25 protein-coding genes are annotated in these 25,218 nt (G+C 42.6%); 18 read left to right on the top strand and 7 right to left on the bottom strand.

Annotated features, from left to right (window positions below; genetic code table 11):
* Positions 1-84 precede the first annotated feature (84 nt).
* Positions 85-660 (bottom strand): fasciclin domain-containing protein, encoded by a 576-nt coding sequence (locus AC1RM2_RS02845; RefSeq protein ID WP_492983172.1) that lies wholly within the window; start codon positions 658-660, stop codon positions 85-87.
* Between the two features lie 429 nt (positions 661-1,089).
* On the opposite strand from AC1RM2_RS02845, the gene AC1RM2_RS02840 reads away from it, so the two are divergent.
* From AC1RM2_RS02840 to purE, 6 genes are all read left to right on the top strand, one after another.
* Entirely contained in the window at positions 1,090-1,485 is a 396-nt protein-coding gene (locus AC1RM2_RS02840) for a hypothetical protein (protein WP_492983170.1), read from the top strand.
* Between the two features lie 115 nt (positions 1,486-1,600).
* Positions 1,601-1,981: a hypothetical protein gene (locus tag AC1RM2_RS02835; RefSeq protein ID WP_492983168.1), complete on the top strand. Its 381-nt coding sequence runs from the start codon at positions 1,601-1,603 to the stop codon at positions 1,979-1,981.
* A gap of 63 nt (positions 1,982-2,044) precedes the next feature.
* Positions 2,045-3,184 carry a 5-(carboxyamino)imidazole ribonucleotide synthase gene (locus tag AC1RM2_RS02830; RefSeq protein WP_492983165.1) on the top strand — a complete coding sequence of 380 codons (1,140 nt, stop codon included), beginning with the start codon at positions 2,045-2,047 and terminating at the stop codon, positions 3,182-3,184.
* Positions 3,185-3,564: 380 nt separating this feature from the next.
* Positions 3,565-4,227 (top strand): hypothetical protein, encoded by a 663-nt coding sequence (locus AC1RM2_RS02825; RefSeq protein WP_492983163.1) that lies wholly within the window; start codon positions 3,565-3,567, stop codon positions 4,225-4,227.
* Positions 4,228-4,326: 99 nt separating this feature from the next.
* Positions 4,327-4,980 (top strand): hypothetical protein, encoded by a 654-nt coding sequence (locus tag AC1RM2_RS02820; RefSeq protein WP_492983161.1) that lies wholly within the window; start codon positions 4,327-4,329, stop codon positions 4,978-4,980.
* Positions 4,981-5,102: 122 nt separating this feature from the next.
* Positions 5,103-5,594, top strand: a complete 492-nt coding sequence (purE, locus tag AC1RM2_RS02815; RefSeq protein ID WP_147058527.1) for a 5-(carboxyamino)imidazole ribonucleotide mutase — start codon at positions 5,103-5,105, stop codon at positions 5,592-5,594.
* A 355-nt stretch (positions 5,595-5,949) separates the two neighbouring features.
* Here purE and AC1RM2_RS02810 read toward each other — a convergent pair whose 3' ends face one another.
* Entirely contained in the window at positions 5,950-6,513 is a 564-nt protein-coding gene (locus AC1RM2_RS02810) for a YqgE/AlgH family protein (protein WP_492983159.1), read from the bottom strand.
* 107 nt (positions 6,514-6,620) lie between these two features.
* Between AC1RM2_RS02810 and pdxH the strand changes: the two genes are divergently transcribed.
* The 6 genes from pdxH (at position 6,621) to AC1RM2_RS02780 (ending at position 11,430) form a co-directional block, all read left to right on the top strand.
* Complete coding sequence (pdxH, locus tag AC1RM2_RS02805) at positions 6,621-7,268, top strand: pyridoxamine 5'-phosphate oxidase (RefSeq protein ID WP_492983157.1); 648 nt, start codon at positions 6,621-6,623, stop codon at positions 7,266-7,268.
* Complete coding sequence (locus tag AC1RM2_RS02800; protein ID WP_090653321.1) at positions 7,265-7,762, top strand: NADH-quinone oxidoreductase subunit C; 498 nt, start codon at positions 7,265-7,267, stop codon at positions 7,760-7,762. Before pdxH ends, AC1RM2_RS02800 begins: the two co-directional genes overlap by 4 nt.
* Positions 7,763-7,781: 19 nt before the next feature.
* Positions 7,782-8,324, top strand: a complete 543-nt coding sequence (locus AC1RM2_RS02795) for a DUF6934 family protein (protein ID WP_492983154.1) — start codon at positions 7,782-7,784, stop codon at positions 8,322-8,324.
* 48 nt (positions 8,325-8,372) lie between these two features.
* A complete protein-coding gene (locus AC1RM2_RS02790) occupies positions 8,373-8,558 on the top strand; it encodes a hypothetical protein (RefSeq protein WP_090653319.1) in 186 nt (61 codons plus the stop codon).
* A gap of 164 nt (positions 8,559-8,722) precedes the next feature.
* Positions 8,723-9,079 carry a BlaI/MecI/CopY family transcriptional regulator gene (locus AC1RM2_RS02785; protein ID WP_090653318.1) on the top strand — a complete coding sequence of 119 codons (357 nt, stop codon included), beginning with the start codon at positions 8,723-8,725 and terminating at the stop codon, positions 9,077-9,079.
* Between the two features lie 11 nt (positions 9,080-9,090).
* On the top strand, positions 9,091-11,430 hold the full coding sequence (locus AC1RM2_RS02780; RefSeq protein ID WP_492983151.1) for a M56 family metallopeptidase: 2,340 nt from the start codon (positions 9,091-9,093) through the stop codon (positions 11,428-11,430).
* A 287-nt stretch (positions 11,431-11,717) separates the two neighbouring features.
* Here the strand turns inward: AC1RM2_RS02780 and AC1RM2_RS02775 are convergent, their stop codons facing one another.
* Positions 11,718-12,803 (bottom strand): DNA topoisomerase IB, encoded by a 1,086-nt coding sequence (locus tag AC1RM2_RS02775; protein ID WP_492983149.1) that lies wholly within the window; start codon positions 12,801-12,803, stop codon positions 11,718-11,720.
* 164 nt (positions 12,804-12,967) lie between these two features.
* Between AC1RM2_RS02775 and AC1RM2_RS02770 the strand changes: the two genes are divergently transcribed.
* The 3 genes from AC1RM2_RS02770 (at position 12,968) to AC1RM2_RS02760 (ending at position 16,433) form a co-directional block, all read left to right on the top strand.
* Entirely contained in the window at positions 12,968-14,203 is a 1,236-nt protein-coding gene (locus AC1RM2_RS02770; RefSeq protein WP_492983147.1) for a PQQ-dependent sugar dehydrogenase, read from the top strand.
* A 178-nt stretch (positions 14,204-14,381) separates the two neighbouring features.
* Positions 14,382-15,458: an acyltransferase family protein gene (locus AC1RM2_RS02765; RefSeq protein ID WP_492983145.1), complete on the top strand. Its 1,077-nt coding sequence runs from the start codon at positions 14,382-14,384 to the stop codon at positions 15,456-15,458.
* 78 nt (positions 15,459-15,536) lie between these two features.
* Positions 15,537-16,433, top strand: a complete 897-nt coding sequence (locus AC1RM2_RS02760; protein ID WP_492983143.1) for an Rpn/YhgA-type helix-turn-helix domain-containing protein — start codon at positions 15,537-15,539, stop codon at positions 16,431-16,433.
* Between the two features lie 278 nt (positions 16,434-16,711).
* Here the strand turns inward: AC1RM2_RS02760 and AC1RM2_RS02755 are convergent, their stop codons facing one another.
* From AC1RM2_RS02755 to AC1RM2_RS02745, 3 genes are read right to left on the bottom strand one after another with little or no spacing between them, the layout of a single operon-like run.
* Positions 16,712-18,403 (bottom strand): S41 family peptidase, encoded by a 1,692-nt coding sequence (locus AC1RM2_RS02755; RefSeq protein WP_492983141.1) that lies wholly within the window; start codon positions 18,401-18,403, stop codon positions 16,712-16,714.
* Between the two features lie 10 nt (positions 18,404-18,413).
* Positions 18,414-20,678 (bottom strand): M56 family metallopeptidase, encoded by a 2,265-nt coding sequence (locus tag AC1RM2_RS02750; RefSeq protein WP_492983139.1) that lies wholly within the window; start codon positions 20,676-20,678, stop codon positions 18,414-18,416.
* Positions 20,675-21,037 (bottom strand): BlaI/MecI/CopY family transcriptional regulator, encoded by a 363-nt coding sequence (locus AC1RM2_RS02745; RefSeq protein WP_492983137.1) that lies wholly within the window; start codon positions 21,035-21,037, stop codon positions 20,675-20,677. The genes AC1RM2_RS02750 and AC1RM2_RS02745 overlap by 4 nt, the downstream gene beginning before the upstream one ends.
* Before the next feature lie 120 nt (positions 21,038-21,157).
* Here AC1RM2_RS02745 and AC1RM2_RS02740 point away from each other — a divergent pair, with 120 nt between their 5' ends.
* Positions 21,158-22,114 (top strand): Rpn family recombination-promoting nuclease/putative transposase, encoded by a 957-nt coding sequence (locus AC1RM2_RS02740; RefSeq protein WP_492983135.1) that lies wholly within the window; start codon positions 21,158-21,160, stop codon positions 22,112-22,114.
* Positions 22,115-22,279: 165 nt separating this feature from the next.
* Positions 22,280-23,302 carry an aldo/keto reductase gene (locus tag AC1RM2_RS02735; protein WP_492983133.1) on the top strand — a complete coding sequence of 341 codons (1,023 nt, stop codon included), beginning with the start codon at positions 22,280-22,282 and terminating at the stop codon, positions 23,300-23,302.
* A 125-nt stretch (positions 23,303-23,427) separates the two neighbouring features.
* Here the strand turns inward: AC1RM2_RS02735 and AC1RM2_RS02730 are convergent, their stop codons facing one another.
* Positions 23,428-24,441: a threonine aldolase family protein gene (locus tag AC1RM2_RS02730; RefSeq protein ID WP_492983131.1), complete on the bottom strand. Its 1,014-nt coding sequence runs from the start codon at positions 24,439-24,441 to the stop codon at positions 23,428-23,430.
* Between the two features lie 73 nt (positions 24,442-24,514).
* Between AC1RM2_RS02730 and AC1RM2_RS02725 the strand changes: the two genes are divergently transcribed.
* On the top strand, positions 24,515-25,189 hold the full coding sequence (locus tag AC1RM2_RS02725) for a hypothetical protein (protein ID WP_492983129.1): 675 nt from the start codon (positions 24,515-24,517) through the stop codon (positions 25,187-25,189).
* Positions 25,190-25,218 lie beyond the last annotated feature (29 nt).

Raw genomic sequence — 25,218 nt, 5'->3', positions numbered from 1 at the left:
GTTTTACTGCCAAACCCTTTGGATTTAAAATTGATCATTAATCCCGTGTTTATACCGGGATGCCTTTCAGCTTTATTAATGTTATTACGGCATCAATACGCCATTTATGCCATGGATAACCCCGTTTGAAGCCATGGTATCAAACGAGATAACTAATGCGACATTCCCTTTGGGATCTACTATTTGTAAATTGCTTTTGTCGTTTACCGACAAGGTAAGGCTATCACCATCAATGGTTTTTAACACTGCTTTCCCTTTACCGGCAGTTAACGCTTTAATGATATCGGCTTTGGTGTATTTACCGGCAACTACATGGTAGTTTAATACCTTAGCCAGTTTGCCATGGTCTTTAGTCAAATCGTCCATAGTTGGTTTTGGTACTTTGCTGAATGCTACATCATTTGGAGCAAATACAGTGAATGGGCCGGGGCCTTTTAATTCAGGTTCCAGGTCGGCAGTTTTAACGGCCAGTGCTAATGGAGCAAAATCTGTAGTGCTGCTTAATACGCCAACTACATCGCCCGATGCGGCAGCAGGAGCCCCGGTTGTTGTTGCAGGAGCTGTTTTAGTTGTATCGGTTTGTTGGGTTTGCGCCATTACGTTGTTCGATAAAAAACCGATGCCTAACGCGGCCACTGCAATTAAAACTGACTTTTTCATGTTCATCTTTCTTTTTGATTTTGTTCGTAAATTAAATGTAAATGAGTAGCAGTTTATCTGATAGTATTTTCTTTTAAGTTATATAATTCGCTTTGTTTTACAGGTATTATAACTAATAATTACACAAGATGTTTTGAATTGACACGAATTTCACGAATTAGGGCGAATTTCGCGAATTGGAAAAGAAGGCGAATTTCTTGAATTTGAGCAGGTTAAACCGGTGTGGATGCTGTAATTATTTTTTGAAAGAAATTCAAGCCGGGGGCGCAATTGATTGTTGAATAAGGCGTGGCAGGACGGAAAACTACCTGAAAGCGCATTTATTCCTGGGCGTAAATAGCGGTCTTTAATCAGTATTTCTATTTCGGCAATAAAAATGTAGTTTTAAAAAATTTGCCATTCAGCCTTCCGGGGCTTGTTATATATATTATGAAAATCTGGAAATTACTTTTGTTGCTGTACCTGTTTTCGGTGCTATTATCCATCGTGCTCAGTTTTGCATTCTTTTTAATCACGGTTAAGGGGCAGTGGGATAGTCACCTGGTGCCATCAACCCTGGTTGGCGCTTTATTGCTTAATCTCCCATTAACCCTGCTCTGGATCCCGGGCCTTTTTATGTCTATCAACTTTAAAAACGAAAAAAATAAGGCATTTATAGTGTGTTTTATAACACCCATTGCAATTTTGGGTTATGTGCTGTTTGGCGCGAAGCTGCAATACGGCGATAAGGAGTTTTACGCCACCCACATAATTTCGCAGATAATTGTACTTTGCTTTATGTTTTTCAGGAGGTTGACGCCTGATAATATTGTTGAGGAAGATTGAAAGAATGCTTATGTCATTTTGTGACATTGATATTAAAGCTTTAAGCAAGCTATTGCCTTATTTTGCACCTGCATACAAAACATGGCCTGCGGGCTATGCTTAAAAACATTTAACTATGAAAGTACTCGCCAGGCAGCTATTTAAAACGGTTATATTTTCTGTCATTTTATCAATTGCGGTTAACAGTATTTACTACGCCATTACCCAAAAAGGGGCCGACTACTCCACCGCTTTGCCTAAAATTTGCGAAGGGATAGTATTGCTCAACATTATTGTTTTTATAATGTCGCTGCCATCGTTATTTCTGGTGAACCCAGCTTACTGGAATAACCTGCCAGTAAGGTTGCCGCTGTATTTTGGCGGGGCGATAGCTTTTATAGTAACCATATTTACCATGCAGTTGCCCCCGCAGTATAAGGTGATTTACCTGTTAACCGGGTTCATCTTTTTAGTAGTGCACAGCGTTTTTTACTACCTGAGGGTAAAAAAAGGATAACAACCCAGATATAAAAGCAGGTTATGGGTTTTTGAAAGATTTCAGGTAAACTTGCAACATCAAATGAAAGCATTTTACGGAGATTTAAAATTAGGTATTTTGGGCGGCGGCCAGTTAGGGCGCATGCTGATACAACAGGCTATAAATTATAACGTTACGGTTAAAATCCTCGATCCGGACAGGGAAGCACCCTGCCGCAAACTTTGCGACGAGTTTACCGTAGGATCGTTAGGCGATTACGAAACTGTATACAACTTTGGTAAAACTGTTGATTTGCTTACCATCGAAATTGAGAAGGTAAATGTAGATGCGCTGGAGCAGCTGGAGAAAGAAGGTGTGCTGGTTTATCCCCAGTCGCGCATCATCAGGCTGATACAGGATAAAGGTTTGCAAAAGCAATTCTTCAAAGAAAACGATATCCCTACTGCCGATTTCCAGATCATATCATCGCACCGGGAATTACAGCAAAGCACCATTCCTTTTCCTTATATCCAAAAACTCCGCAGGGATGGTTATGATGGTAAGGGTGTTTACAAGGTAGTTGATGAAAGTTACCTGGATAAGGCTTTTAAAGAACCCAGCCTGATTGAGCAATGGGTTGATTTTGAAAAGGAAATAGGCGTAATAGTAGCCCGCAGCGAAAATGGCGAAGTAAGTACTTTCCCGCTGGTGGAGATGGAATTTAACCCAGAAGCCAACCTGGTTGAGTTTTTGATTTCGCCATCCACCCTGCCATTTGAAGTGCAACAGGAAGCAGAGCAGATAGCCAAAAAAATAGCCGAAAGCCTGAAAATTGTAGGCCTGTTAGCCGTTGAGATGTTTTTAGATAAAAACGGCAAAATATTGGTTAATGAACTGGCCCCGCGCCCACATAACAGCGGGCACCAAACCATTGAGGGCAACGTGGTATCGCAATTTGAGCAACATTTAAGAGCCATATTTAACCAGCCATTAGGCAACACCGCCTGTCTGAACAACGCCATTATGGTAAACGTTTTAGGCGAAGCCGGCTACGAAGGCCCCGCCGTTTACAAAGGAATAGAAAAAGTACTGAAGGTGCCAGGTGTATATATTCACCTTTACGGCAAAGCGCTGACAAAACCGTTCCGCAAAATGGGGCATGTAACGATAGTGGATGCGGACAGGGAAAAGGCGATAGAGAAAGCGAGATTTGTGCAGAAGACGCTGAAGGTGATAAGTTAGCCGCGATATGTCATTGCGAGTATCCATCAGGATGATCCTGAAAAAAATGGGGATGACGTGCAACGAAATATAGTTAAACCAATGTCCAAAACTACCGTCATTGCGAGGCACGAAGCAATCCCAAACTATGTGGGACTTAGCATGTCGGGGATTGCTTCGTGCCTCGCAATGACGGATATTTGATATTGACAATCAGTAACTTACGGATAAGTCATTATAAGGAACGAAGCAATCTCCTCGTATGCGTGACCGCTGTGCATGCGAAGAGATTGCCACGCTATTGCTCGCAATGACATAAGCTATATTGGTGTGGGTAGATACTGGCTGTTATCGATAAAGCGAAAAAAGTTATCACTTATTGAATTGTTAAACCCCTTATCATGAACATTAAAATAATTGTACTAACAGTCCTTGCTGGATGTATCGCAACGGCGGCTTTTGCCCAATATTCTTATAAGCAAAATCTCGGAGGTATAGCAACCGTAATGTTGCCAGATACTCCTAAACTCAAGCAAGTAGATGGTGTTAATAATTATCTTATTAATTACAAGGGCGTAATATTTATGGCGCAGGTGGCTGATGTGGCTGGAAGTCTGAGAGATCTTATTGACAACCAACCTATCGACTCCACCTATGCAACTTATATAAACAGTTTGCTGAAAAGTTCGAAGGCTAAGCTGGTTTATAAAAATAAAATAGATATTAGTGGAGTTAAGGGAGTTGAATTTGGGTACAAAACAAAATTGAAGGGACAAGATACTTACGGGTATCATCGTTTGGTGTGTTTAAATGATTCATTGGTATCCTGCGGAATACTGGCCGCGGATTCATTATCAAATAAAGACAAAAATCTGAAAGTATTTTTTGACGGATTTAGAGTTCTGAATGCCAGCGAGGCCCGACAGGATGTCTCTTCTAACCTGGCGTACAAAACAGGGAAGGTAATAGGTTTCTTGATGTTTTTGTGTATCCCGATTTTAATTGGTGTTGGGATAGTGTTTTTGATCAGAAGAATAATTTATAAGAAACATAAAGATAGATAGCGCCCCATCGCAAAGGGAAATCTTTTTACCTTGCATAATTGCGTTGCAAATCAGGAGATTGCTTCGTGCTTCGCAATGATGGTGCTAAAACCTCTTATCATGAACATTAAAATATTTGTACTAACTGTTCTTGTTGGCTGTATTGCTACGGTTACCTTCGCTCAATACCCTTATAAGCAAAGGCTTGGAGGGATAGCGAGAGTAATGTTGCCAGATAGCCCTGCATTCCAAAGGGTAAGTGGTGTAAACGTTTACATGGTTAACCATAATGGGGTGACGTATACGGGGGCGATAGCGGACGCAGAAGGAGGACTATTGGATCTGTTTAAAAATGATAATGTCGACTCCGTTTACAACAACTACATAAGGGGGGCATTAAAACGAACTAACAGCAAAACGTTTTATAAAAATAAAATAAAAATCAGTGGACTCGACGGAGTTGAGTTTGGTTATAAAGCACATTATAACGGGTATGATACGTATGTATATCAACGTGTGGTATGTTTAAATGATTCCATGGCAATATGCTCATTATCTTGTTCCAATTTATTGCCGAGTACGGATAAGAATTTAAAGGTGTTTTTTGACGGTTTTAAAGTTTTAAATACATGGCATGCCCGGCAAGACATGTCTTCGTTTGAGTACAAATGGGGGAAAGTGGCACATTACCTGATGTTTTTATGCATCCCAATTTTGATTGGCCTTGGTATAGTATTTTTGATAAGAAGAATAGTTTACGAAAAAAAACAATGAATAAATAACACGTTGCTGCAAAGCGAGAAATCTTTTTACCTTGCATAATTGCCTTGCAAATCAGGAGATTGCTTCGTGCCTCGCAATGACGGTGCTAAAAATATAAATACAATAACAACAACATGAGCCAACCAAAAGTAGCCATCATTATGGGCAGCAAATCTGATTTGCATATTATGCAGGATGCCGCCGATGTATTAAAAGAATTAGGTGTTGAATACGAAATTACGGTAGTATCGGCACACCGCACTCCGGATAGGATGTTTAGCTACGCCCGTGCCGCTGCCGACAGGGGTATTAAGGTAATCATCGCCGGCGCCGGCGGCGCTGCGCATTTGCCAGGAATGGTAGCCTCACTAACCCATTTGCCGGTTATTGGCGTACCTGTAAAATCAAGCAACTCTATAGATGGATGGGATTCGATCCTTTCGATACTCCAGATGCCAAACGGGATCCCTGTTGCAACTGTAGCCCTTAATGCAGCCAAAAATGCAGGCATACTTGCCGCCCAAATCCTGTCGACTGCCGACGAATACCTGGTTAAAAACCTCATCGACTTTAAAGAAGACCTGAAGAAAAAGGTAGAAGAATCGGCAAGGGAAATGGAGGGGTAGTTTGCAGTTTGCAGTTTGCAGTTTGCAGTTTGCAGTTTGCAGTTTGCAGTTTGCAAAATTTGGTAAACAAGTTAGCCAAAAATCCGGCAATCCATTAATCTGTTTAATCCGGGTTCAGATAAGATTCTGCCCATTCTTAAATTCTGTAAATTCTGATTCATACAACTGCAATAGGGATGGGCGCGGATACAGGCCTGTGTGTAATGCCTGCAGGCGTATGAGCATACAGCCCGGGCCGCAGGTATTGCCATAATTTAATAAGCTACGCACTAAATACCGCAACCCGTACCAGGCAACCGGCAACAGATATCACCTAAATTCAGCAACCCGCACCAGGCAACCCGCAACCGATACCTCAATTCAACGCCGGGTTTTCCGGAAAGTTGGCTATATGCGCGTAGCGATTGCCGAGGCCTTTGATTACGTCTTTCCACAGGTTGTGCTCTTCGCCTTCAAAAAGGGTTTCGGGGGCAAACTTGTCGGTTACTATCCAACTGTCGGCGGCAATTTCTTCGTCGAGTTGCTGGGCTGTCCAGCCGGAGTAGCCTGCAAAAAACTTTATTTCTGTTTCGTTAAGCTGGTAGTTACTCACCAGCTTTTTTATTTGCTCAAAATCGCCGCCCCAGTATACGCCGGAAGCAATTTCAATGCCGCCGTCAATTTTTTCGGGTACCCGGTGGATAAAGTGCAGGGTGTTTTTGCCTACCGGTCCGCCTTCATATACAGGCATTTCGGAGTACGATACATCGGGCAATACGTCGCCAAGCATATATTCGCCCTGGTGGTTTAAAATAAAACCCATGGCGCCATCGGCAGAAAATTCTGTGAGGATGATGACCGATCTTTTAAAATTCGGGTCTAACATAAAAGGTTCAGAAATAAGCAGGCGTCCGGCGGCTGCCGATATAGTACTTAACATACAGGTTTAAATTTAAATGACACAACAAGCATAGTAAAAATATGTTCAAATATGAAAATGAAAATATATCAATATATACGGATTAATTAATTAGTAAGTTTGCACAAATGGACGAGCAGCAACTACAAAATTTAAGGCAGGAGTATTCTGCCGCTACTTTATTGGAAAACAGCACCAAGGCCGACCCGATGAACCAGTTTGAACAATGGTTTAACGAAGCACTGGCCGCAAAATTGCCCGAGCCTAACGCCATGACCCTGGCTACGGCAACTACAAACGGAAAGCCATCGGCCCGTATTGTTTTGCTGAAAGGTATTAATAAAGAGGGATTTATGTTTTATACCAATTACCTGAGCCGCAAGGGTAAAGAGATAACTAAAAATCCGCATGGCGCCATTACCTTTTTTTGGGGCGAACTGGAACGCCAGGTGCGTATTGAGGGTACATTGGAGAAATTGAGCAAGGAAGAATCTGAACGGTATTTTCACTCGCGCCCTGTAGACAGCCAGATTGGTGCATTGGTATCGCCGCAAAGCCAGGAAATTGAAGACCGGAAAGTACTGGAAGAAAAACAAGCCCAACTTACAGCCGAATACGAAGGCAAAGAAATCCCGAAGCCATCATATTGGGGGGGATACATTTTAAAGCCGCAACTGGTAGAGTTTTGGCAGGGCAGGCCAAGCAGGCTGCATGACCGTATCCTTTACAAAAAAACTGATAAAAAAATCTGGAAAAAAGTACGTTTGGCCCCATGATGTTTAACGACATTAAATTATTACTTATCCAAAAATTTGGCGAGGCTGTTATTGCCGGCGAAGAAACCGGTGGCCTGCAGCCTGCCTTGCTAATTAACCCCGACGATATTGACCGGGTGTGCCTGGAGTTGCGTAATAACCCCAAAACATACTTCGATTTTTTATCGAGCATCAGCGGGCTGCATTATAACGATGAAACTAATCGCTACGGCGTGGTTTATCACCTTGCATCTATTCCGTATAAAACCCAGCTTACCCTAAAAATAAGCAAGCCCCATGACCGGGAAAGCGACCAGTTACCCGAATTTAAAAGCATCACCGCCATATACCGCACGGCCGACTGGCACGAACGCGAAGCTTATGACCTGTTAGGCATCTTCTTCACCAACCATCCCGACCTGCGCCGCATTTTATTACCTGATGACTGGGATGGTTTCCCGTTACGCAAGGATTATAAGGCCGCCGAGCATTATAAGGGGATTAAGATAGATTAGGGAAGCCCCTTTTTAATTTATGCAGGTTACTATAAACTTCGATCAGATTTACCCTCCGCTAAAATTGGTGGACACCTTGACAGAGATGACTTTTGAGGCTCCGCAAGTCGACGGCTCGACGCAGGAAATACTCATCCTTATTGGTCCACATCCAGATCCGTTGTTGCCAGATGTATTCAACCTTGGCTTTGGTCCTCCTGACGGGAGGGGCGGATTTAAGGATAATGTTAAATTGAGACATCTTAATCTGGATAAGGTATTTTCCACTGTTTTATTTCTTGGCCTTACGTTTTTACAGCAAAACCCTAATTTAACTGTTGGCATTGATGGGTCAGATGATTTTCGGGCCAGATTATATCATAGAATGTATAAGTATAATAGAGAATACCTCAGTAACTACTTTACTGCTATTGGTGTTGATTGGTATGTACGTATTTTTAGAAACGGAGATTACGAAAAAGATGATGATGGTCATGCTATCGCAAAACCAAGACCCGAATCTTTTGATTATGCACGGGAAAATAAAGATTTGTATCGCTATTATATGTTTCGTCTAAAATAAGCGATAGTATATTTGTTTATAATAATTGAACTTTAGTTATATTTGTATATGGATCAGCAAATGTTAAAGAAGATTGAGCAGTTTAAAAAACTTGCTACCGTTAAAGGTGGTGCGCCGGTTGCATCAAATGGTAAAACCATCAATAACGACAGTTTGAGCCAGGTGATCCGCTCAAAAAAGGATGCTGATGATTTTATGGCCGAACTTGAGGCTGTGGCTAAACGTGCTAAATAAATAAACTGCAATTAAACTATGATATTAAGAAGCCGCTTTTAGCGGTTTTTTTTATGCCAAATTTTCAATACGATAACATCCAATTCTTGGCTTTGTTAATTTTTGTTAAATAATTTTGTTATTTACGAGCTATTCGTAGATTTACGAAATAATCGTAATTAATAATGGAGAAATTATCAAAACAAGAGGAAGAAGCCATGCAGGCGGTATGGCAATGCGAGGTGGGTTTTATAAAAGATTTTCTTGACCAGATGGAGGAACCCAAGCCGCCATATACCACGCTGGCATCAACCATAAAAAACCTGGAGCGCAAAGGATTTTTGCAAAGCGAAAAAATGGGCAACTCCTTACGCTACAGTGCGGCCATAAAAGAGGAGGAATACAAAAAACGCTTTATGAGTGGTTTTGTGAACGATTACTTCCAAAACTCCTACAAAGACCTGGTTACCTTTTTCGCTAAGGATAAAAAACTAAGCGCCAAAGACCTGCAAGAGATCATTAAACTGATTGAAAAACAATAAACCCTAAAGCCATGCCAGCACTGTTTGTTTTTTTGCTTAAAGTAAATATTGCCCTGTTGTTGTTTTGCGCCGGTTATTACCTGGTATTAAGGCACCTTACGTTTTATACCCTTAACCGCGTTTACCTGCTTGCAGCTATATTGTTTGCCAGCATTTACCCCCAAATAAACCTGTCGGATTTTATACAGCGCCACCAGCAATTGGCCCGGCCTGTTCAGCAGGTAGTTATAAACTGGCAGGCGCCCGCGCAAGCCCTGGCAAAAACAGTTGATAAGCCCGGTTACTGGGCTTATGTTGAGCTTATATTTTGGGTAGGAGCAGCCTTGCTGGCCATCCGCTTGTTTGTGCAGCTGTTTTCGTTGTACCGTTTATATAAAAATTCCAAGCCTGCTACCATTGGCAACCACCAGGTTAGGCTGATGGATAAAGATGCTGCGCCATTCTCATTCTGGCAAAGCATCTTTGTTAACCCGGCCAACCATGAGCCTGCCGATTTAAAGGCAATTTTACTGCACGAGCAGGTGCACGTAAACCAATGGCACACGGCCGATATTTTGCTGGCCGAACTAAGCAGCATTTTTTATTGGTTTAACCCGGGCATTTGGCTCATGAAAAAAGCCATCCGCGAAAATATTGAGTTTATAACCGATCAAAAGATCCTTAAAAAAGGTATCGATAGCAAAACTTACCAGTATAGCCTGGTATCGGTAAGTTTTAATAACACGCAACCTGGCATTGTAAACCATTTCAATTTATCAACCATTAAAAAACGTATCATCATGATGAACGCCAAACGATCTTCAAAAATAAACCTAACCCGGTACGTGTTTATGGTGCCGGTTGTAGTTGGCCTGTTGTTGGTTTTTAGTATTTCAAAAGCCGATTTTGTGAAAAAAAGCGCCGCATTTAAATCGATAACCATATTATCAAATAATGTAGGTAATGCTGTAGGCATAAATAAGCTGGCTGCCACCATAAAATTGATTTTACCAGGTAAGGATGTAAACACAGCTAAGGGTAAAGCCGATGATGGCAACACCAGCCCTGTATTTTACCTGGATGGGGTACAGGTATCAAATGCCAATGGCTTTGCCGATGATACCGAAAGTATAGATTACCTTACAGCAACTGATGCCAAAAAGTATTTTAATGCCGGCGATGGCAACCATGCAGTGGCCTTTGCAACAAGGAAAAGCTCGATTGCCGGTAAAGCCCTGAGAGAAAAAATAGCACAACTGGTAGCAGCAGGCAAAATTAAGGTAAACAGCGTTAATAAAGGGGCTACTGACCACGTGAATGCCAAAGTGAATTTTATTTTAAAAGATATGGTAAACGCCGATACCACCAAACGGGCTTTTGCTATCCACATCAACGGCAACGACTCGGTTGTATATTATATTAACGGTAAAAAGGGCGACATCAAAAATGTAAATCCCGACGATATACTTAGTGTTAATGTTTTTAGAAACAGCGATGCGGCACAGCTTGTGGATGATAAGGTGGCCGATAACGTAGGGCTGGTATTTATCACCACAAAAAACTCGGCCGAGGGCTTAAAATTTAAAGAGAAACTGGATAAATTTAAAGGCACAACAGATGCCGGGTTTGCTACAGTAATGGATTTTAGCCCCACTCATACAAAAGGCCGCGTTGATAAAATTTTTGTAAGGGATATGAAAATTGCCGGTGATACTTTAAAGGATGCAAACGGCAAAACGAAACATGTTTATTACACGTACTCCGTTAACTCTGCCGATCCTGTAGTAGTAGGTAAGGTTAAAGGCCTCAGCAAAGTAACCGTGTCGGCCAAATCCACGAAGGTAATTAAATCTAACCTGAAGATAGATGATGTTGTTGTAGGCACTGCAGATGATAACGACGATGCTGAACCCGTTACAGTAACAGGCACAGGGGTAAGCAGTGTAAGGGCCACCAAAAGACTTACCGGCAGTGCTGCTTCGGGCGCTACAACAGTTACCAGCTGGAACAGCAAGCCAATCCGTAAAAACATAGTTGTAAAAGGTAATGCCATTACCTTAAATGGTACCACACCAATGGATACCATTGTGATGGTGACAGCCGATGGTGATCCGGTAACTATGGTTGATAGCAAAAATGGAATAAGTGCTACCGCAACTAAAATTTTGCGGATACGCCCCCGGAATGACGATAAAGCAAGCCCGCTGATTTTGGTAGATGGTAAAGAGGTTACCCAGGCCGAATTTAAAAAGGTAGACCAAAGTAATATCAAAAATATAAGCATTCTTAAAAACGATCCCGCCACCGATAAAAAATATGGCGAAAAAGCCAAACAAGGTGTGATTGTTATTGAGCTAAAAAAGAAAAAGTGAGTAGTTGATTAAGTTAGATTGGGTTGATTAAGTCGTTGCTAATCAAAATTTTCATTCAAAATAGCCGACCACTTAACAGAATCAACATAACAAACCATCCACTACAAAAAACAAGGTTGATTAAGTTAATAATAGGATCAGTTAAATGGTTAGTAGTTGATAAGTTTACTATCCCCGTTAGCTTAATCAACCATGTTGCTTGGTGAATGGTTGATTGTGTTATAAAAGGCTCCTTAATTCTGTTGATTTAAAAATTCTGAGTATTCTGATTCCCACAATCAACCAAATCAACTCGCTACCGCGAGTTTTTCTGTTTCCAGGAGTTGTAAAAGGGCTTTTTCGGCAATATTCAGCTCGGCGGCTTTTATATTATTGTCATTGTCAATTTTATCAATGTATTTAAATATGGTGCCTTCCTCGTAGCTTTTTATTACCGTTGGGTGTACATAGTATTTTTTGCAAACCGTGCGGGTGTTGCCAAGGTTAATGGCTACCTCGTCCAATACGCTTACAATTTTCTTTTTGCATTCGGTAATGTTTTGAAACTCGCCGGCCTCTTTAAAAGCGTAAAGGGCGCTTACGCTGCCGCTCCAGGTGCGAAAATCTTTGGCTGTAAAATCTTCGCCGGTAATGCCTTTAAGATAGTCGTTAACATCGCCCGAGCCGATACTACACCGTTCGCCATCGGGTTTATAATACTGGAAAAGTTCTTTGCCCGGTATATCGCGGCATTGCTTTACCAGGTTGGCCAGGCGCCTGCTTTGCAAGGCTATTTTATGAAAAACACCCTTTTTGCCCTTAAATTCAAACTTAATTTTTGATCCTTCAATGGCCACATGCTTGTTAAGCAGTGTGGTTAAACCAAACGACCCGTAAAGCTTTTTGTACGATTCATTGCCCACGCGAATGCTGGTCAGTTCCATAAGGCGTACCACCAGTGCCACAACTTTTTCATGATCAAGGTTGTGGCGGGCCAGGTCTTTATCTACCTGGGCGCGTATGGCAGGCAGGTGTTCGGCAAAGGTTTGCAGGCGGTGGTATTTGCTTTGATTACGGATTTGGTTCCAGCCGGCATGGTAACGGTATTGTTTACGTCCGGCCGCATCGGTACCTGTAAACTGCAGGTGGCCGTTTTCATAAGGTGAGATCCATACGTTGGTGTAAGCCGGGGGGATAACCAGTTTGGCAAAACGGGCAATCAATTCCTTATCCTTTACCAGCGCGCCACCGGCATCATAATAACTCCAGCCCTTGCCCGCTTTTTTGCGGGTATATCCAGGGGTTGAATCTGAGACATAACGTAAGCCAACTGCCTTTGCAGTAACTTTTGGGTCGCGACCAATTTTTTCGAGTTTTTGTACCAGGCGATTCATGCAAAGTACAACAAGGGGTAGGGGATTAAGTTTTAGGTGAAGGGCTAAGAATCAATAGCCCACAGGGGCATGTCATAATATTTTTACAGCATATGCAGGCTATCCTCAAAACCTATTTGTAGTTTTAGCTATTAATGTATTGTAAACATTTATTAACCAAATTCATGCTGCCTAACAACTGTAAAACATTCATTTTAAGCCTGTCGTTAACAGCCGGGATAGCTGCCTGCCATGCAGCCCCGCAACAAACTGCGGCTGCCGATACCGGCAAAGGTGCACCTGTTGAAACCATTAAGCCAAATAGCGATTATAAATCAGCCTTCCCCGGTCAAACGCGTATCACAGGCGTTAAAACCAAAATGGCGGTAACCGCAACCGTTATTAATAGCGAGTTAAAGCAGCCCTGGGCGCTTTGCGTATTGCCCGATGGCCGCTTTCTGATAAGCCAAAAGGGTGGTACTATGCGGATCCTAAAAGCTGATGGACAGGCCGATAAAACGATAAGCAATTTGCCTGCAGTGTTGGCCCAGGGCCAGGGCGGCTTACTGGATGTTAACATCGATCCTGATTTTAAAACCAACCGGATGATTTTTTGGGATTATGCCGAAGTAGCCCCCGAAGGTAACGTACTGGCCGTAGCTAAAGGTAAATTATCTGCAGATGAAACCCAGGTAGAGCATATTGAAGTGATATACCGTGCAAAGCCCGCTTATAGGGGTGCTTTACAGTACGGCAGCCGCATTTTGTTTGATAAGCAAGGCAACTTGTTTGTAAGCACCGGTGAACGTTCTGGCGGCGATATACGCATGAAAGCGCAGGACCTGAGCGCTGCTATTGGTAAAGTACTGCACTTAACCAAAGATGGTAAGGCGGTGCCGGGTGGCCCCTTTGCCAATACCCCAAATGCCTTGCCCGAAATTTATGCCTACGGTTTCCGCAACCCCGAAGGGATGGCCTGGAACCCCGCAACCGGTGAACTGTGGGAAGATGAGTTTGGGCCGCGCGGCGGCGACGAGATCAATATCATCCGTCCGGGTAATAATTACGGCTGGCCTGTGGTTACCTATGGTATCGAATACAGCGGCGAAAAAGTTGGTGATGGTATTCAGCAAAAAGAAGGGGTAACCCAACCCATTTATTACTGGGACCCTGTTATATCGCCCTGCGGTATTACATTTTACACCGGCGATATGATACCGGAATGGAAGGGTAACCTTTTTGTAGCCGCCCTCAGCGGATCGCACATTGCACGCCTGGTTATTAAGGATAATAAAGTAGTAGGCGAGGAGCGCCTGTTTAAAGACAAACGCGAACGCTGGCGGTCGCTTGCCACCGGTAAAGACGGCGCGTTGTACGGCGTAACTGATAATGGCAAAATGTACAGGATAGCCAAACAATAGTAAATACAAAGCATCGCAAAATCCCGGACGGGCAACCTATCCGGGATTTTGCTTTTAATAAAGATGGTTAAAAACGCCGCCGAATATTTGCCCGGTTTGATATTAATCGGTATTCTTGAATACATCACATATAATCTTTAAAAAGCGCTGTAGCTAATGGCCGGTGCAATAATTATTCATGAGCACTATTCCTGTAACTTTAAAAACCAAACAACACTTCGAGATACTGGACGGCCTGCGTGGCGTTGCCGCTTTGGCGGTAGTGGTATTTCATTTTACCGAGTTCCTTTTTCCAAGTTACGATGTAAACTTTATTGGCCATGGCTTCCTCGCTGTCGACTTTTTTTTCTGCCTGTCGGGTTTCGTAATAGGTTATGCTTATGATGACCGGATTGGTAAAATGGGCGTGCTGGAGTTTTTTAAATCGAGGATTATCAGGCTGCACCCGTTGGTTATTTTAGGTTCGGTGTTGGGCCTTATTGGTTTTCTTATTGATCCGTTTGGCGGTCATCCGGAAGCTTACAGCGTTGGCCGGCTGGCGCTGATATTTGTAAGCTCGATGCTGCTTATTCCGTTCCCGGCCATGCAGGAGCGGTATTTTAACCTTTTTAGTTTTAACGCGCCGGCATGGTCGCTATTTTGGGAGTATATAGCCAATATTGTTTATGCGTTAGTGCTTTACAGGCTTGCGCGCAAGTATTTGGTTGTATTGCTGGTTATAGCCGCGGCGGCGCTAAGCTTTGTGGCCTTCCATGCAAAAATATTATCGGGCGGCTGGGCCGGCGAAAACTTTTGGGAGGGCGGCGCCCGCATTTTTTATTCGTTTACAGCAGGGCTGCTTGTATACCGGTTTAACTTCATTATCAAAAACAGGCTTGGCTTTATTGGTCTTGCCTTGTTACTGTTAGTGGCCTTAATGATGCCCCATAGCAAATGGAACTGGCTTGCTCAATTGCTTGTGGTACTTTTTTATTTTCCGCTGCTTATCGCTTTGGGCGCTGGTGCCACGCTCTCGGGCGGACTTAGAAAACTCTGTAATTTTTCGGGTAATATTTCTTACCCGCTGTATATGACCCATTATGTGGGTATTTGGTTTTTTGGTAATTATGTAATAAGCCACAAGCCACCAACCAGCCAAATTGTTTATATAGTTATTGCAGGTGTAATATTGCTGGTTGGCATGGGCTACCTGGCCATGGTGGCTTACGATATCCCGGTAAGGAAGTATTTGAGTGGTAAGCGGAAACAGGGTTGAGATAGGCCACAACAAATGGTCGGTTTTTATTACCGTCAACTCTTTTTTTACTGGTAAATATTTCTTTATTATTGTTTGATGAGAAGAAAAGACGACATCCTTTGGAAAGGGATTTTGGAAGATGTTTTTGACGATTTCCTATGCTTTCTTAGTCCTGAAGCCACGGAGATTTTCGACTTTGATAAAGGATTTGAGTTTCTGGATAAAGAGCTGGAACAGGTTTTTCCGCCCGAAAACGACGAGTACTCGCCAAAGGTGATTGATAAGCTGGTTAAAGTATTTACTAAAGCAGGCAAAGAAGAATGGATTTTGGTGCATGTGGAAGTGCAGGGCCAGTATCAAAAAGATTTTGCCAGCCGCATGTACACTTATTTTTACAGGATACTGGATAAATATCAGAAGCCAATTGTAGCCTACGCCATATTTACCGAAGCCAATACTAAAGAAAGGCCCGATCATTTTGCCATAGACTTTATGGGCACCAGCTTACGTTATACGTTTAATACTTATAAAATAGCCAGCCAAAGCGACGACGCACTACAAGCCAGTAATAATCCTTTTGCCCTGGTTATACTTACCGCAAAGGCTGCACTTGCAGGTAAGGACCTGAAAAGCAGCAGGGAGCGTGATGAACTGCTTTTGAACTTGAAGCTTAACCTGACAAGGCTATTGCTGGCCAAACATATAGCAAAAGAAAAAATAAGGGTACTGATGAATTTTTTAAGGTATTACATACGCTTTGAAAATCAGGATATAAATACTAAATTTGAACAACAGGTAGAAATTTTAACAGAAAGGAGCAACACCATGGGCATTGAAGAACTTTTATTGGATAGAGCCGAGAAAAAAGGGGAGAAAAAAGGGGAGAAAAAAGGCAAGCAAACTATTGCCCGTGAAATGAAAAAAGAAGGCATGCCTGTTGCCCAGATCGAAAAGTTCACCGGGCTTTCGGCTGAGGAAATTGAAAAGCTTTAGAACCGCTGTAAACATTTAAAAATACCACTCGCTATTGTACGCCGGTTAATCGTAATTAGCTTGCCACCGGGACTTTCTATTAAAGATTTAAAAAAACTTTAGTTCTCTATAATATATCCGTTCTCATTATAAGCCATTTGAGGTTGAGCTGCAACCAAGTCAGGCCTACATTTCTGTATATCATTATATTTAGTCTATAGTTTCTGTACTATTGTTTAACGGCCTCTTGCTATCGTTTACCGTAGCAAGAGGCCGTTTTATACAAACCAATCAAACCGTTACTTATTCAGCAATTGCAAAGCCTTTTCCAGTGCGGCATCGGTACCTTTCCATAGGTCTTTAACAGTTTTGGTTATGGCCACATTGGGCGCAATGCCTACACCCACAAACTCCTTACCATCGGGGTAGGCATCATGTTTACCGCATACGCGTGCCGATCCGCCGCCTGGCAGGTTAAAGCCAAAGGGCTGGCCAGTACTGCCACCGGTAGTTTGTCCAATAAGCTGCCCGCGTTTCATATAATCAAAAGCCACGGTAAAATCTTCGGCTGCCGAAAACGTACGGGCGCTTATTAATACTACTACCGGCTTATCATAATATTGTTTGCCGTTGGCATCCCACTCGCCGGGCATGTTTTCGTGCCATTGGATGCCGTTAATAGTAGGCATATACCTTAATACTTTTGAATATGAGCCTTTAAATGGCTTATTGGTTAACGACGAAATAATGTGGTAACCAATACCACTGCTGCCGCCACCATTATTCCTGATATCGATGATAAGTCCCTTTGTGGTAGCTATCTGGGTAAATAACGAATCAAACTGCTTCATTATCTTTTCGTCTTCAAAATTGTTTACCGTTAAATAGCCAATTTGCCCTATGCGCTTATACTCCAGCGATGTCAAAGCATTTTTTACATCGTGGTACCCGGTGCGGGTAATATCCTGTTGCCAGGTTTTACCGGTGCTGCTGCGTAATTGTAAATGCAGGGCTTTAGTGGCCGGGCCCGCCAATAAGGCGTAGGTATAGGTGCGTACATCCAGGTCCTGCGCGGTCGAGCTGCTTTGGTAAGGCGCTACCTGCGTTTTGCCGTAGGTTGTAACCGGGATGCCATCTATACTCAATACTTCGGTGCCGGGGGTAATGCCCAGGGTTTTTAAGCTGTCGCTAAAAACCTGGCTTACAAATACCCTGCCTTCAATCAGTTCGGTTCTGAATGGCGGGCGGGTGTAAAATTCGGCCGATAATTCTTTTGGTACGTATACATTGGTATGCCCGTCTTTAAGTTGTGCATAAAACTGTTGCAGTACTTTATAATATTGCGCGGTTGATGTAGTGTTTTTTACCAGCGGAAGGTAATCAAGATAGGTTTTGTCCCAATCTATCGCAGCGTGGTCAAAATTGACGAAATTGTATTTTGCCTGCGACCATAGCAGCGATAATCCCGCTGTTTTTTCAGCATCCGATATGTTTTCCTTGTAGGGCGTTTTTAAAGATTCGTCTTTCCAAAGCGCCTGCCTAAGTTTAAGCCTGCTTAGTGCCGATTGAAACCTGGGGTTCGATCGCATGGGTATAAACAGTGAGTCGGTTTCATAAAAATCGATACGGTAGTAATCGCCTTCGTTTCCCATTTTGTCAAATATGTCCAAAGCCTTCTCATACTGTTTACTTAGGGTATAGCACAATATCATATCGTAATAAACATCACTTTTACGACCTTTTAAGTATAAATTATCCTGGGCAAGTTCTATCACCTCGGGCTTGTCCAGGAAATTTACCGCGGTATTTAAAATAGCCAGGCCGCTATCGCACTCAGCTTTGGTAGGATTATCCTTTTCGTAAAATTTACGGGCTTTTGCACGCAGGTTTTGCGCATTGTTATAGGCCTGGCTACCTGTTAAAGCCGTTTGCGACTTTACTTCAAAGCAGATAAAAGCTAAAAAAAATAAGGTTATAAGGTTGTGTTTCATAGGTTTATTATTAATTGAATGAGTTTTTTAAGGTTATATACTTTTGAATGTCTTTTGAGTTTAATCCCTTTTGCTTCATTGACGTTACATAGGCGGGGGTTACGCCAGCGTTTTTAAGTACAAAAAGCTGGGTTAAGGGTATGTTTTTAAACCCGAGATCGCTAAAGCCTTTAATAAATCCTGGGGTTATTTCTTTTACCTTAAGCTGCACCAATGTGGTGGGCTCAATATTGATGTAACCCATTGTTTTATAACCCATAACCAAATCGGGTGTGATACCCTGCGATTTAAAAAGCGTTAAGGCATTTAACGGGATGTTGTTGTACCCCACATCATGAAAGCCTTTGATATATTCGGGTGTTATTTTTGAAATTTTGAGACTTAGCAGTGTGCTTGCCGGTATATTGCTATAGCCTGAATTTTGCAGTCCGGTAATGTATTCGGGCGTGATGTTGAAGTTTTTGAATGAATGCAGCTGCGATGCTGTTAAATCATATCCAAAGCCGGCCAGTGCCCGCAGGTAGGCGCTATCAATATGCATGTATTTGGCTGTTGAAATTATGCTTACAGGTATTACCGTTCCGGTAGTATCGCCTGGTACCCTGGCGGCTAATTTTGCCCTGGTAAGGCCCTTAATGTAGTCGGCTGTTATGCTATCCGATTTAAGCAGGCATAGTTCGTTAAAGGTAATGTCGGGATAGCCGGCCTTCTTTATTTGGCTAACGTAACTGCTATCCATATTGGCGCTTTTTGCCCGCTGTAAATCCCTGGCAGTTAAATTTTTAAAGCCCGAATGCCCCCAGAATTTTATTTCGGAAGGTGTTACTTTAAATAAGGCCAACATAGATAGTTGTTCGGCGGTTAAGTCCTTAAATCCGTTATCTATCAGTAAATTGATATAATCCTCTTTTACATCGTTTACCACCAGGCCAATAAGGGCATCCTCATTGGTGTTTTTTACACCGGCTTTTTGCAAGTGCTCAAGGTAAGTTTTATTAAACGTCATTTTAAACCGGCCAAGTCCCTGGTCGCCTTCAAACTTGCCATTAAATAATATAGTGCCTGCATCGCGTTTTACATAAAAATCGCTTTGTTTTTTTAGTGGTAAAGATGAAAATGCGCTCACCGGGAAAACGAAGCCGTTATAGCTCCAATCCTGCTTCTTGATCACTATCTTCATGTCCATATTGAGTACATTTCCCTCTTTGTTGGCATACCAAAAACCCACGATATCGCCCTTGTATAAGGAATCGGGAATAATACCGGTATCCATCCCTTTACTCATCAACCGGTTTTTTCCGGCAGCAGGCTGATTAAGGATACAGGTTAATCCTGTAAATAGGGGCGCCAGTAAAAAATACTTCCACAACGTATGCAGGTTTGACTTTTTGATACTCATCATCAGGATGCGTTTTTTCAGGATCGACTGGTTATAATTGGTGGCAATTCGGAGCGATAGGTGAGGGGCCGATACCTTAAGCAGGCTTAATTGGTATAATGCGACATCAATATTATGTTTGCTGGTAACCGCCTCATCGGTAAGATACTCCAGGTTATTTTCCATTTCTGTACGGTACCACCAGGCAAAAGGGTTAAACCACTGTAGTACGATAACCAATTCGGCCAATAAAATATCGATGCTGTGCAGTTGGCGGGCATGCACTTTTTCATGTACTAAAATTTGGTTGTAGGTGTCCCAATCGTACTTTTCGGGGTTAATAAATATGTTATTCAGGAAAGAGCAGGGTACCTTATCGCCGGTAAGTTCAACAATACGGTAGGTGCCATCAATAATTACCGGACGGGCATAAGCCATGTAAAGCGTGTAAATAAGCTGTATAAGCAGGTTTAAAGCAAATACCGCCACACCGGCTATATAAATAATAAATAACCAGTGCACTATATCAGCCAAGGTAAAATGCGATGCGATTGTAGTTAACGGTTTTGCCAGGGGCGCCACGGCAGGCTTTGGTGTACTTGCCGGTTTTGAACCTGTTTTTGGCGGCTCGGGTACAATGGTTTTAACCGATTGAACTGGTTTTACCGGCAAGGTAACCTTCGGTAATTCATCCGCAATTACGATGTTTTGCGATTCGGTATTCCTTATCGACCATTGCTGCGGAACGTGTATAAGCGGGAGCAAAAAGGAAAGGGGTAAGCAGATGAGCAGTATCCACCTGTTAAGGTTATAAAAAGTTTCCCGTTGTAAAAACAGCTTATAAAACAACAGGCAAATTGTTATTAGCAATGCTACATGCAACAGGTAGGGTATCATTTTTTATTCGATTTAATGATTTCTATAATGTCATTCAATTCTTCTTCGGTAAGTTTTTGCTCTTTGGCAAAAAAAGCCAGCATACGTGAGTAGGAATTATCAAAATACTGGCTCACTACATCTTTCATGGCATGTTTTTGATATTCTTCTTTGGCAATTGCCGGGAAATACTGAAAAATATTGCCTACGCTATCATGTGCTAAAAAACCTTTTTCTTCCAGTATTTTTACTATGGTAGCTACCGAGTTATAGTGGGGTTTTGGCTCGGGCAACTCCTGTATAATCTCTTTAATAAATGCTTTATCCAGGTTCCATACGGCCTGCATTATTTGTTCTTCCCGTTTAGCTAATTTTTGCATCGATTTTCTGTTATAAACAAATGTAATACTAATTGGTTAGTATTACAACTAATAAATTAGTAATGTAACTAATTTGTTAGTATTTGGTGCTTTGCCAATCATATTTTATATTATTGTTTAATGAGAAGAAAAGATGATATTCTTTGGAAAGGCATTCTTGAAGATGTTTTTGACGATTTCTTGTGTTTCCTTAATCCTGATGCCAGGGATATATTTGATTTTGATAAGGGATTTGAGTTTTTGGATAAGGAACTGGAGCAGGTTTTTCCGCCCGAGGACGGTGAGTACTCTCCTAAAGTGATTGATAAATTGGTTAAAGTATTTACCAGAACCGGTAATGAAGAATGGATTTTGGTACATATCGAGGTGCAGGGTCAATATCAAAAGGATTTTGGTAGCCGTATGTTTACCTATTTTTATAGGATATTGGATAAGTATCAAAAACCTATAGTTGCCTATGCCATCTTTACCGAGGCAAACACAAAAGCACGGCCGGATCATTTTACATTAGACTTTATGGGTACAAGTTTGCGATATACTTTTAATACCTATAAAATAGCCAGCCAAAGTGATGAGGAATTGTTTGGGACTGATAATCCGTTTGCATTAGTAGTACTAACTGCCAGGGCGGCACTTGCCGGCAAAAACTTAAAAGATAGTAGTGCCAGGGATGAGCTGTTGCTTGAGTTAAAACTTAAATTGGCAAAATTGTTGTTAACCAGGCAAATATCAAAGGACAAAATAAGGGTGTTAATGAATTTTTTGAAGTATTATGTTCGTTTTGAAAACCCGGATATAAATACTAAATTTGAGCAAGGGGTAGAAATTTTAACAGAAAGGAGCGCCACAATGGGTATCGAAGAGCTTTTATTGGACAGGGCCAAACAGGAAGGCATACAGGAAGGTAAGCGGAAAGGTAAATTGGAAGGTATACAGGAAGGTATACAGGAAGGTAAATTGAAAGGTAAACACGAAGAAGCTGTTGCCATAGCCCGCGAACTCAAAAAAGAAGGTTTAGCGGCTGAATTTATTGCGAAAACAACCAAGCTTTCTATCCAGGAAATAGAGAAACTTTAAGTAAAGCTTATTTGTTATTAAGATATGATCACAAGGCCCTTTGGGGCTTTTTTTGTTTATATCACGATGGATATGTTTATCTGCCCAAAAAACATTAAATCTTGATTCCGTTTTCCTGATTGTTTTCCATTTCCCTAACTTCACCATCAACAAAACATCAAACTTATGAAATACAATTTTTTAGGCAATACCGGCCTGCTGGTGTCCGAAATTTGCTTTGGCACCATGACCTTTGGTGGCAAAGGCTATTGGGAAGCCATAGGCCAGATAAAACAGGAGGGCGTCAATGAACTGATGAAAACCGTTGTTGAGTCGGGTATCAATTTCATCGATACGGCCAACGTTTATTCCTTTGGCGAATCGGAAACATTGCTTGGCCAATCAATTATCGATCTTGGGTTAAACCGCCAGGAACTTATCATCGCTACAAAAGTACGCGGCCGCATGGGCGAGGGGCCAAATAATACAGGCCTTTCCCGTTACCATATATTTAATTCGGTTGATGACAGTTTGAAACGCTTACAGGTTGATCATATTGATGTGCTGTACGTTCACGGTGTGGATTTGGCAACCCCGGTTGAAGAAATTATGCGGTCATTAAACGATATTGTACTCACTGGCAAAGTACGCTACATTGCCTGCTGCAACTGGCCTGCCTGGATGGTAATGAAAGCCGCCGGTATAGCCGAAAAGAATGGCTGGCATAAATTTGTGGGTCTGCAATATTTTTACTCTTTAGCAGGCCGCGATATTGAAAGGGAACTGCTACCCGTAGCCAAAGATCAAAACCTGGCTGTGATGCCATGGAGCCCTTTGGCAGGTGGCTTTATTTCGGGTAAGTTTACCCGCGATAATCAAAAATCAGAAGGATCGCGCAGGGATACATTTGATTTCCCGCCAATAAATAAGGATAAAGCTTATGATATTGTGGATGTGATAAGCGAGATAGGCAAACAGAAAAATGTATCTGCTGCCCAAATCGCCCTGGCATGGGTTCGCCTGCAAAACGGTATCACCAGCACCATTATCGGAGCCAAAAACATCGATCAGCTGAATGATAACCTGAAATCAATTGAAGTAGAACTATCTGCCGATGAACTAAAACGCATCGACGAAGTGAGCGTCCTGCCAAAAGAATACCCCGGCTGGATGGTTGAACGCCAATCGGCTGATAGGGTACCGAAATAAGTTGGGAAGTCAGTAAAGTCCGAAAGACCGGAAGTCCGAAAGTAATTGTAGAATCAAGTTTTGAAGTGGGCTGTTATTTTCGGTCTTTCCTGACTTTCGGACTTCCGGTCTTCCTGACTTTCGGACTAAATTCCCTTCAGCACCCCAACCAAATATTCAACCTGATCTGCATGCAAATCAAGGTGTGTTACAAAACGGATGCGGTGTTTATCGGTATCGCTGGCTTTGATGCCTTTTTCGGCCAGTTTGGCCAGTACGGCTTTGGCGGGTTCTACAGTATCAAATAGTACAATATTGGTTTCTACCGGCATTACATGAGTTATCCAGCTTAAATTAGCCAGTTCTTCGCCCAAAATGCGGGCGTGGGCATGGTCTATCTTCAAACGCTCTACATGGTGGTCCAATGCGTAGATAGCTGCCGCGGCCAGGAAGCCTGCCTGGCGCATACCGCCACCCATTACCTTACGAATGCGGCGCGCGTATTTAATAGTCGCCTTATCGGCCAGTAAAACCGAGCCAACGGGTGCGCCCAGTCCTTTGGATAAGCAAACCGAAATACCGTCAAAATAGGTTCCATAATCAACAGCTTTATCGCCTGTATGGGCAAGTGCGTTAAAAATGCGGGCGCCATCCAAATGGAGTTTTAAATCTCTGGTCTGGCAAAGCTGAGCTATTGGTTTAATATCATTTAAAGTATAGCAACTGCCGCCGCCTTTGTTCACCGTGTTTTCTAATACCACCAGGCTGGTGTGTGGGTAGTGAATGTTTTCGGCATTAATTTCAGGCTCAATCATTTCGGCAGTGATAATACCGCGATAGCCGTTGAGCAAACGGGTAGATACGCCGGAGTTAAAGGCAATACCGCCGCCTTCATAACGGTACACGTGGGCTGTTTGGTCGGCAATCAGCTCATCCAGTGGCTGGGTAAAGCATTTAATGGCTATCTGGTTGGTCATGGTACCCGATGGGCAAAAAATGCCGGCCTCCATGCCAAACATGGCGGCGGCTTTTTCTTCCAGGGCATTTATGGTTTCATCTTCGCCAAAAACATCATCGCCAACTTTGGCGCTCCACATGGCTTCCAGCATGCCTGGAGTTGGTTTGGTAACGGTGTCGCTGCGTAAATCAACAGTCATCATATTAAATATCTAAAAATTACGTTCTTTGTATTTTATACTTGTTATGCGCTCAATTTTAATCATTTTATTTTTTATGCTGTGTTTTGTATCAGCAAAATCGCAAAAATGGCAGCCGGGTGCTTTTACCGATGTAAAAGGTAACCGCACTGCCGGTTTTATCCGCGTAAACCCCGGCGGCAAAGGCCCTATTAAAGATGAAGGCTTTATTGAATTTAAAGACGACGAAAAAATAAATCCCTATAAACTCAGCGCCAGCGATATCCGCTCTTTTGTGGCTGGCAAGGATAGCTTTGTGGTCGCCCACGCCCCACGCAACGAAGACTGGAGCAAAGAGGAAACCGATTTTGTACAGGTAGTGCTTGACGAACCACTTAAACTATACGCAGCCAAAGGCGCAACCGGCGGTGGTGGCGGTGTCCATTTTTCGCCGGGTGTAGCTATGGGCTACGGTAGTGGTGGTTACGGTGGCGGCCTTGGCGGCGGGGTGGGTGTTTCGCTTGGCGGCGGCGGCGGTAATGGTGGCGGTGGCAAAAGCTCAAAAACTACCTACTATTTTGGCGAAAACACCGCCGATATGCAGCGTATAACCGATGCCAATTTTGAAGATATTATGATTGAGATATTGGGCGATGAAGAGCAGGTGGTGGAAAGCATTAAACAGCACAAGTATAACCTGAAGAATATAGATAAGCTGCTTGACTATTATAACAAATCAGTAGCTGCACATAAAGGGCAGCCGGCGCAGTAAACCGGCTAATAAAACGTTTGAGATTACAG

The organism is Mucilaginibacter sp. GW822-FHT03E02, from assembly GCF_058801545.1.
The sequence above is the reverse complement of the archived record's forward strand: the minus strand, read 5'-3'. Positions and strand labels throughout refer to the sequence as shown.

Bases quoted from the DNA above. Each gene is read 5' to 3' on its own strand.
- AC1RM2_RS02790 (WP_090653319.1), top strand. From the start codon at position 8,373: ATGGATCAGCAAATGTTAAAGAAGATTGAGCAGTTTAAAAAACTTGCT.
- AC1RM2_RS02835 (WP_492983168.1), top strand. From the start codon at position 1,601: ATGAAAGTACTCGCCAGGCAGCTATTTAAAACGGTTATATTTTCTGTC.
- AC1RM2_RS02750 (WP_492983139.1), bottom strand. From the start codon at position 20,678: ATGATACCCTACCTGTTGCATGTAGCATTGCTAATAACAATTTGCCTG.
- purE (WP_147058527.1), top strand. From the start codon at position 5,103: ATGAGCCAACCAAAAGTAGCCATCATTATGGGCAGCAAATCTGATTTG.
- AC1RM2_RS02800 (WP_090653321.1), top strand. From the start codon at position 7,265: ATGATGTTTAACGACATTAAATTATTACTTATCCAAAAATTTGGCGAG.
- AC1RM2_RS02780 (WP_492983151.1), top strand. From the start codon at position 9,091: ATGCCAGCACTGTTTGTTTTTTTGCTTAAAGTAAATATTGCCCTGTTG.
- AC1RM2_RS02745 (WP_492983137.1), bottom strand. From the start codon at position 21,037: ATGCAAAAATTAGCTAAACGGGAAGAACAAATAATGCAGGCCGTATGG.
- AC1RM2_RS02735 (WP_492983133.1), top strand. From the start codon at position 22,280: ATGAAATACAATTTTTTAGGCAATACCGGCCTGCTGGTGTCCGAAATT.
- AC1RM2_RS02725 (WP_492983129.1), top strand. From the start codon at position 24,515: ATGCTGTGTTTTGTATCAGCAAAATCGCAAAAATGGCAGCCGGGTGCT.
- AC1RM2_RS02810 (WP_492983159.1), bottom strand. From the start codon at position 6,513: ATGTTAAGTACTATATCGGCAGCCGCCGGACGCCTGCTTATTTCTGAA.
- AC1RM2_RS02820 (WP_492983161.1), top strand. From the start codon at position 4,327: ATGAACATTAAAATATTTGTACTAACTGTTCTTGTTGGCTGTATTGCT.
- AC1RM2_RS02840 (WP_492983170.1), top strand. From the start codon at position 1,090: ATGAAAATCTGGAAATTACTTTTGTTGCTGTACCTGTTTTCGGTGCTA.
- AC1RM2_RS02825 (WP_492983163.1), top strand. From the start codon at position 3,565: ATGAACATTAAAATAATTGTACTAACAGTCCTTGCTGGATGTATCGCA.
- pdxH (WP_492983157.1), top strand. From the start codon at position 6,621: ATGGACGAGCAGCAACTACAAAATTTAAGGCAGGAGTATTCTGCCGCT.
- AC1RM2_RS02795 (WP_492983154.1), top strand. From the start codon at position 7,782: ATGCAGGTTACTATAAACTTCGATCAGATTTACCCTCCGCTAAAATTG.
- AC1RM2_RS02730 (WP_492983131.1), bottom strand. From the start codon at position 24,441: ATGATGACTGTTGATTTACGCAGCGACACCGTTACCAAACCAACTCCA.
- AC1RM2_RS02785 (WP_090653318.1), top strand. From the start codon at position 8,723: ATGGAGAAATTATCAAAACAAGAGGAAGAAGCCATGCAGGCGGTATGG.
- AC1RM2_RS02830 (WP_492983165.1), top strand. From the start codon at position 2,045: ATGAAAGCATTTTACGGAGATTTAAAATTAGGTATTTTGGGCGGCGGC.
- AC1RM2_RS02760 (WP_492983143.1), top strand. From the start codon at position 15,537: ATGAGAAGAAAAGACGACATCCTTTGGAAAGGGATTTTGGAAGATGTT.
- AC1RM2_RS02765 (WP_492983145.1), top strand. From the start codon at position 14,382: ATGAGCACTATTCCTGTAACTTTAAAAACCAAACAACACTTCGAGATA.
- AC1RM2_RS02755 (WP_492983141.1), bottom strand. From the start codon at position 18,403: ATGAAACACAACCTTATAACCTTATTTTTTTTAGCTTTTATCTGCTTT.
- AC1RM2_RS02845 (WP_492983172.1), bottom strand. From the start codon at position 660: ATGAAAAAGTCAGTTTTAATTGCAGTGGCCGCGTTAGGCATCGGTTTT.
- AC1RM2_RS02740 (WP_492983135.1), top strand. From the start codon at position 21,158: ATGAGAAGAAAAGATGATATTCTTTGGAAAGGCATTCTTGAAGATGTT.
- AC1RM2_RS02775 (WP_492983149.1), bottom strand. From the start codon at position 12,803: ATGAATCGCCTGGTACAAAAACTCGAAAAAATTGGTCGCGACCCAAAA.
- AC1RM2_RS02770 (WP_492983147.1), top strand. From the start codon at position 12,968: ATGCTGCCTAACAACTGTAAAACATTCATTTTAAGCCTGTCGTTAACA.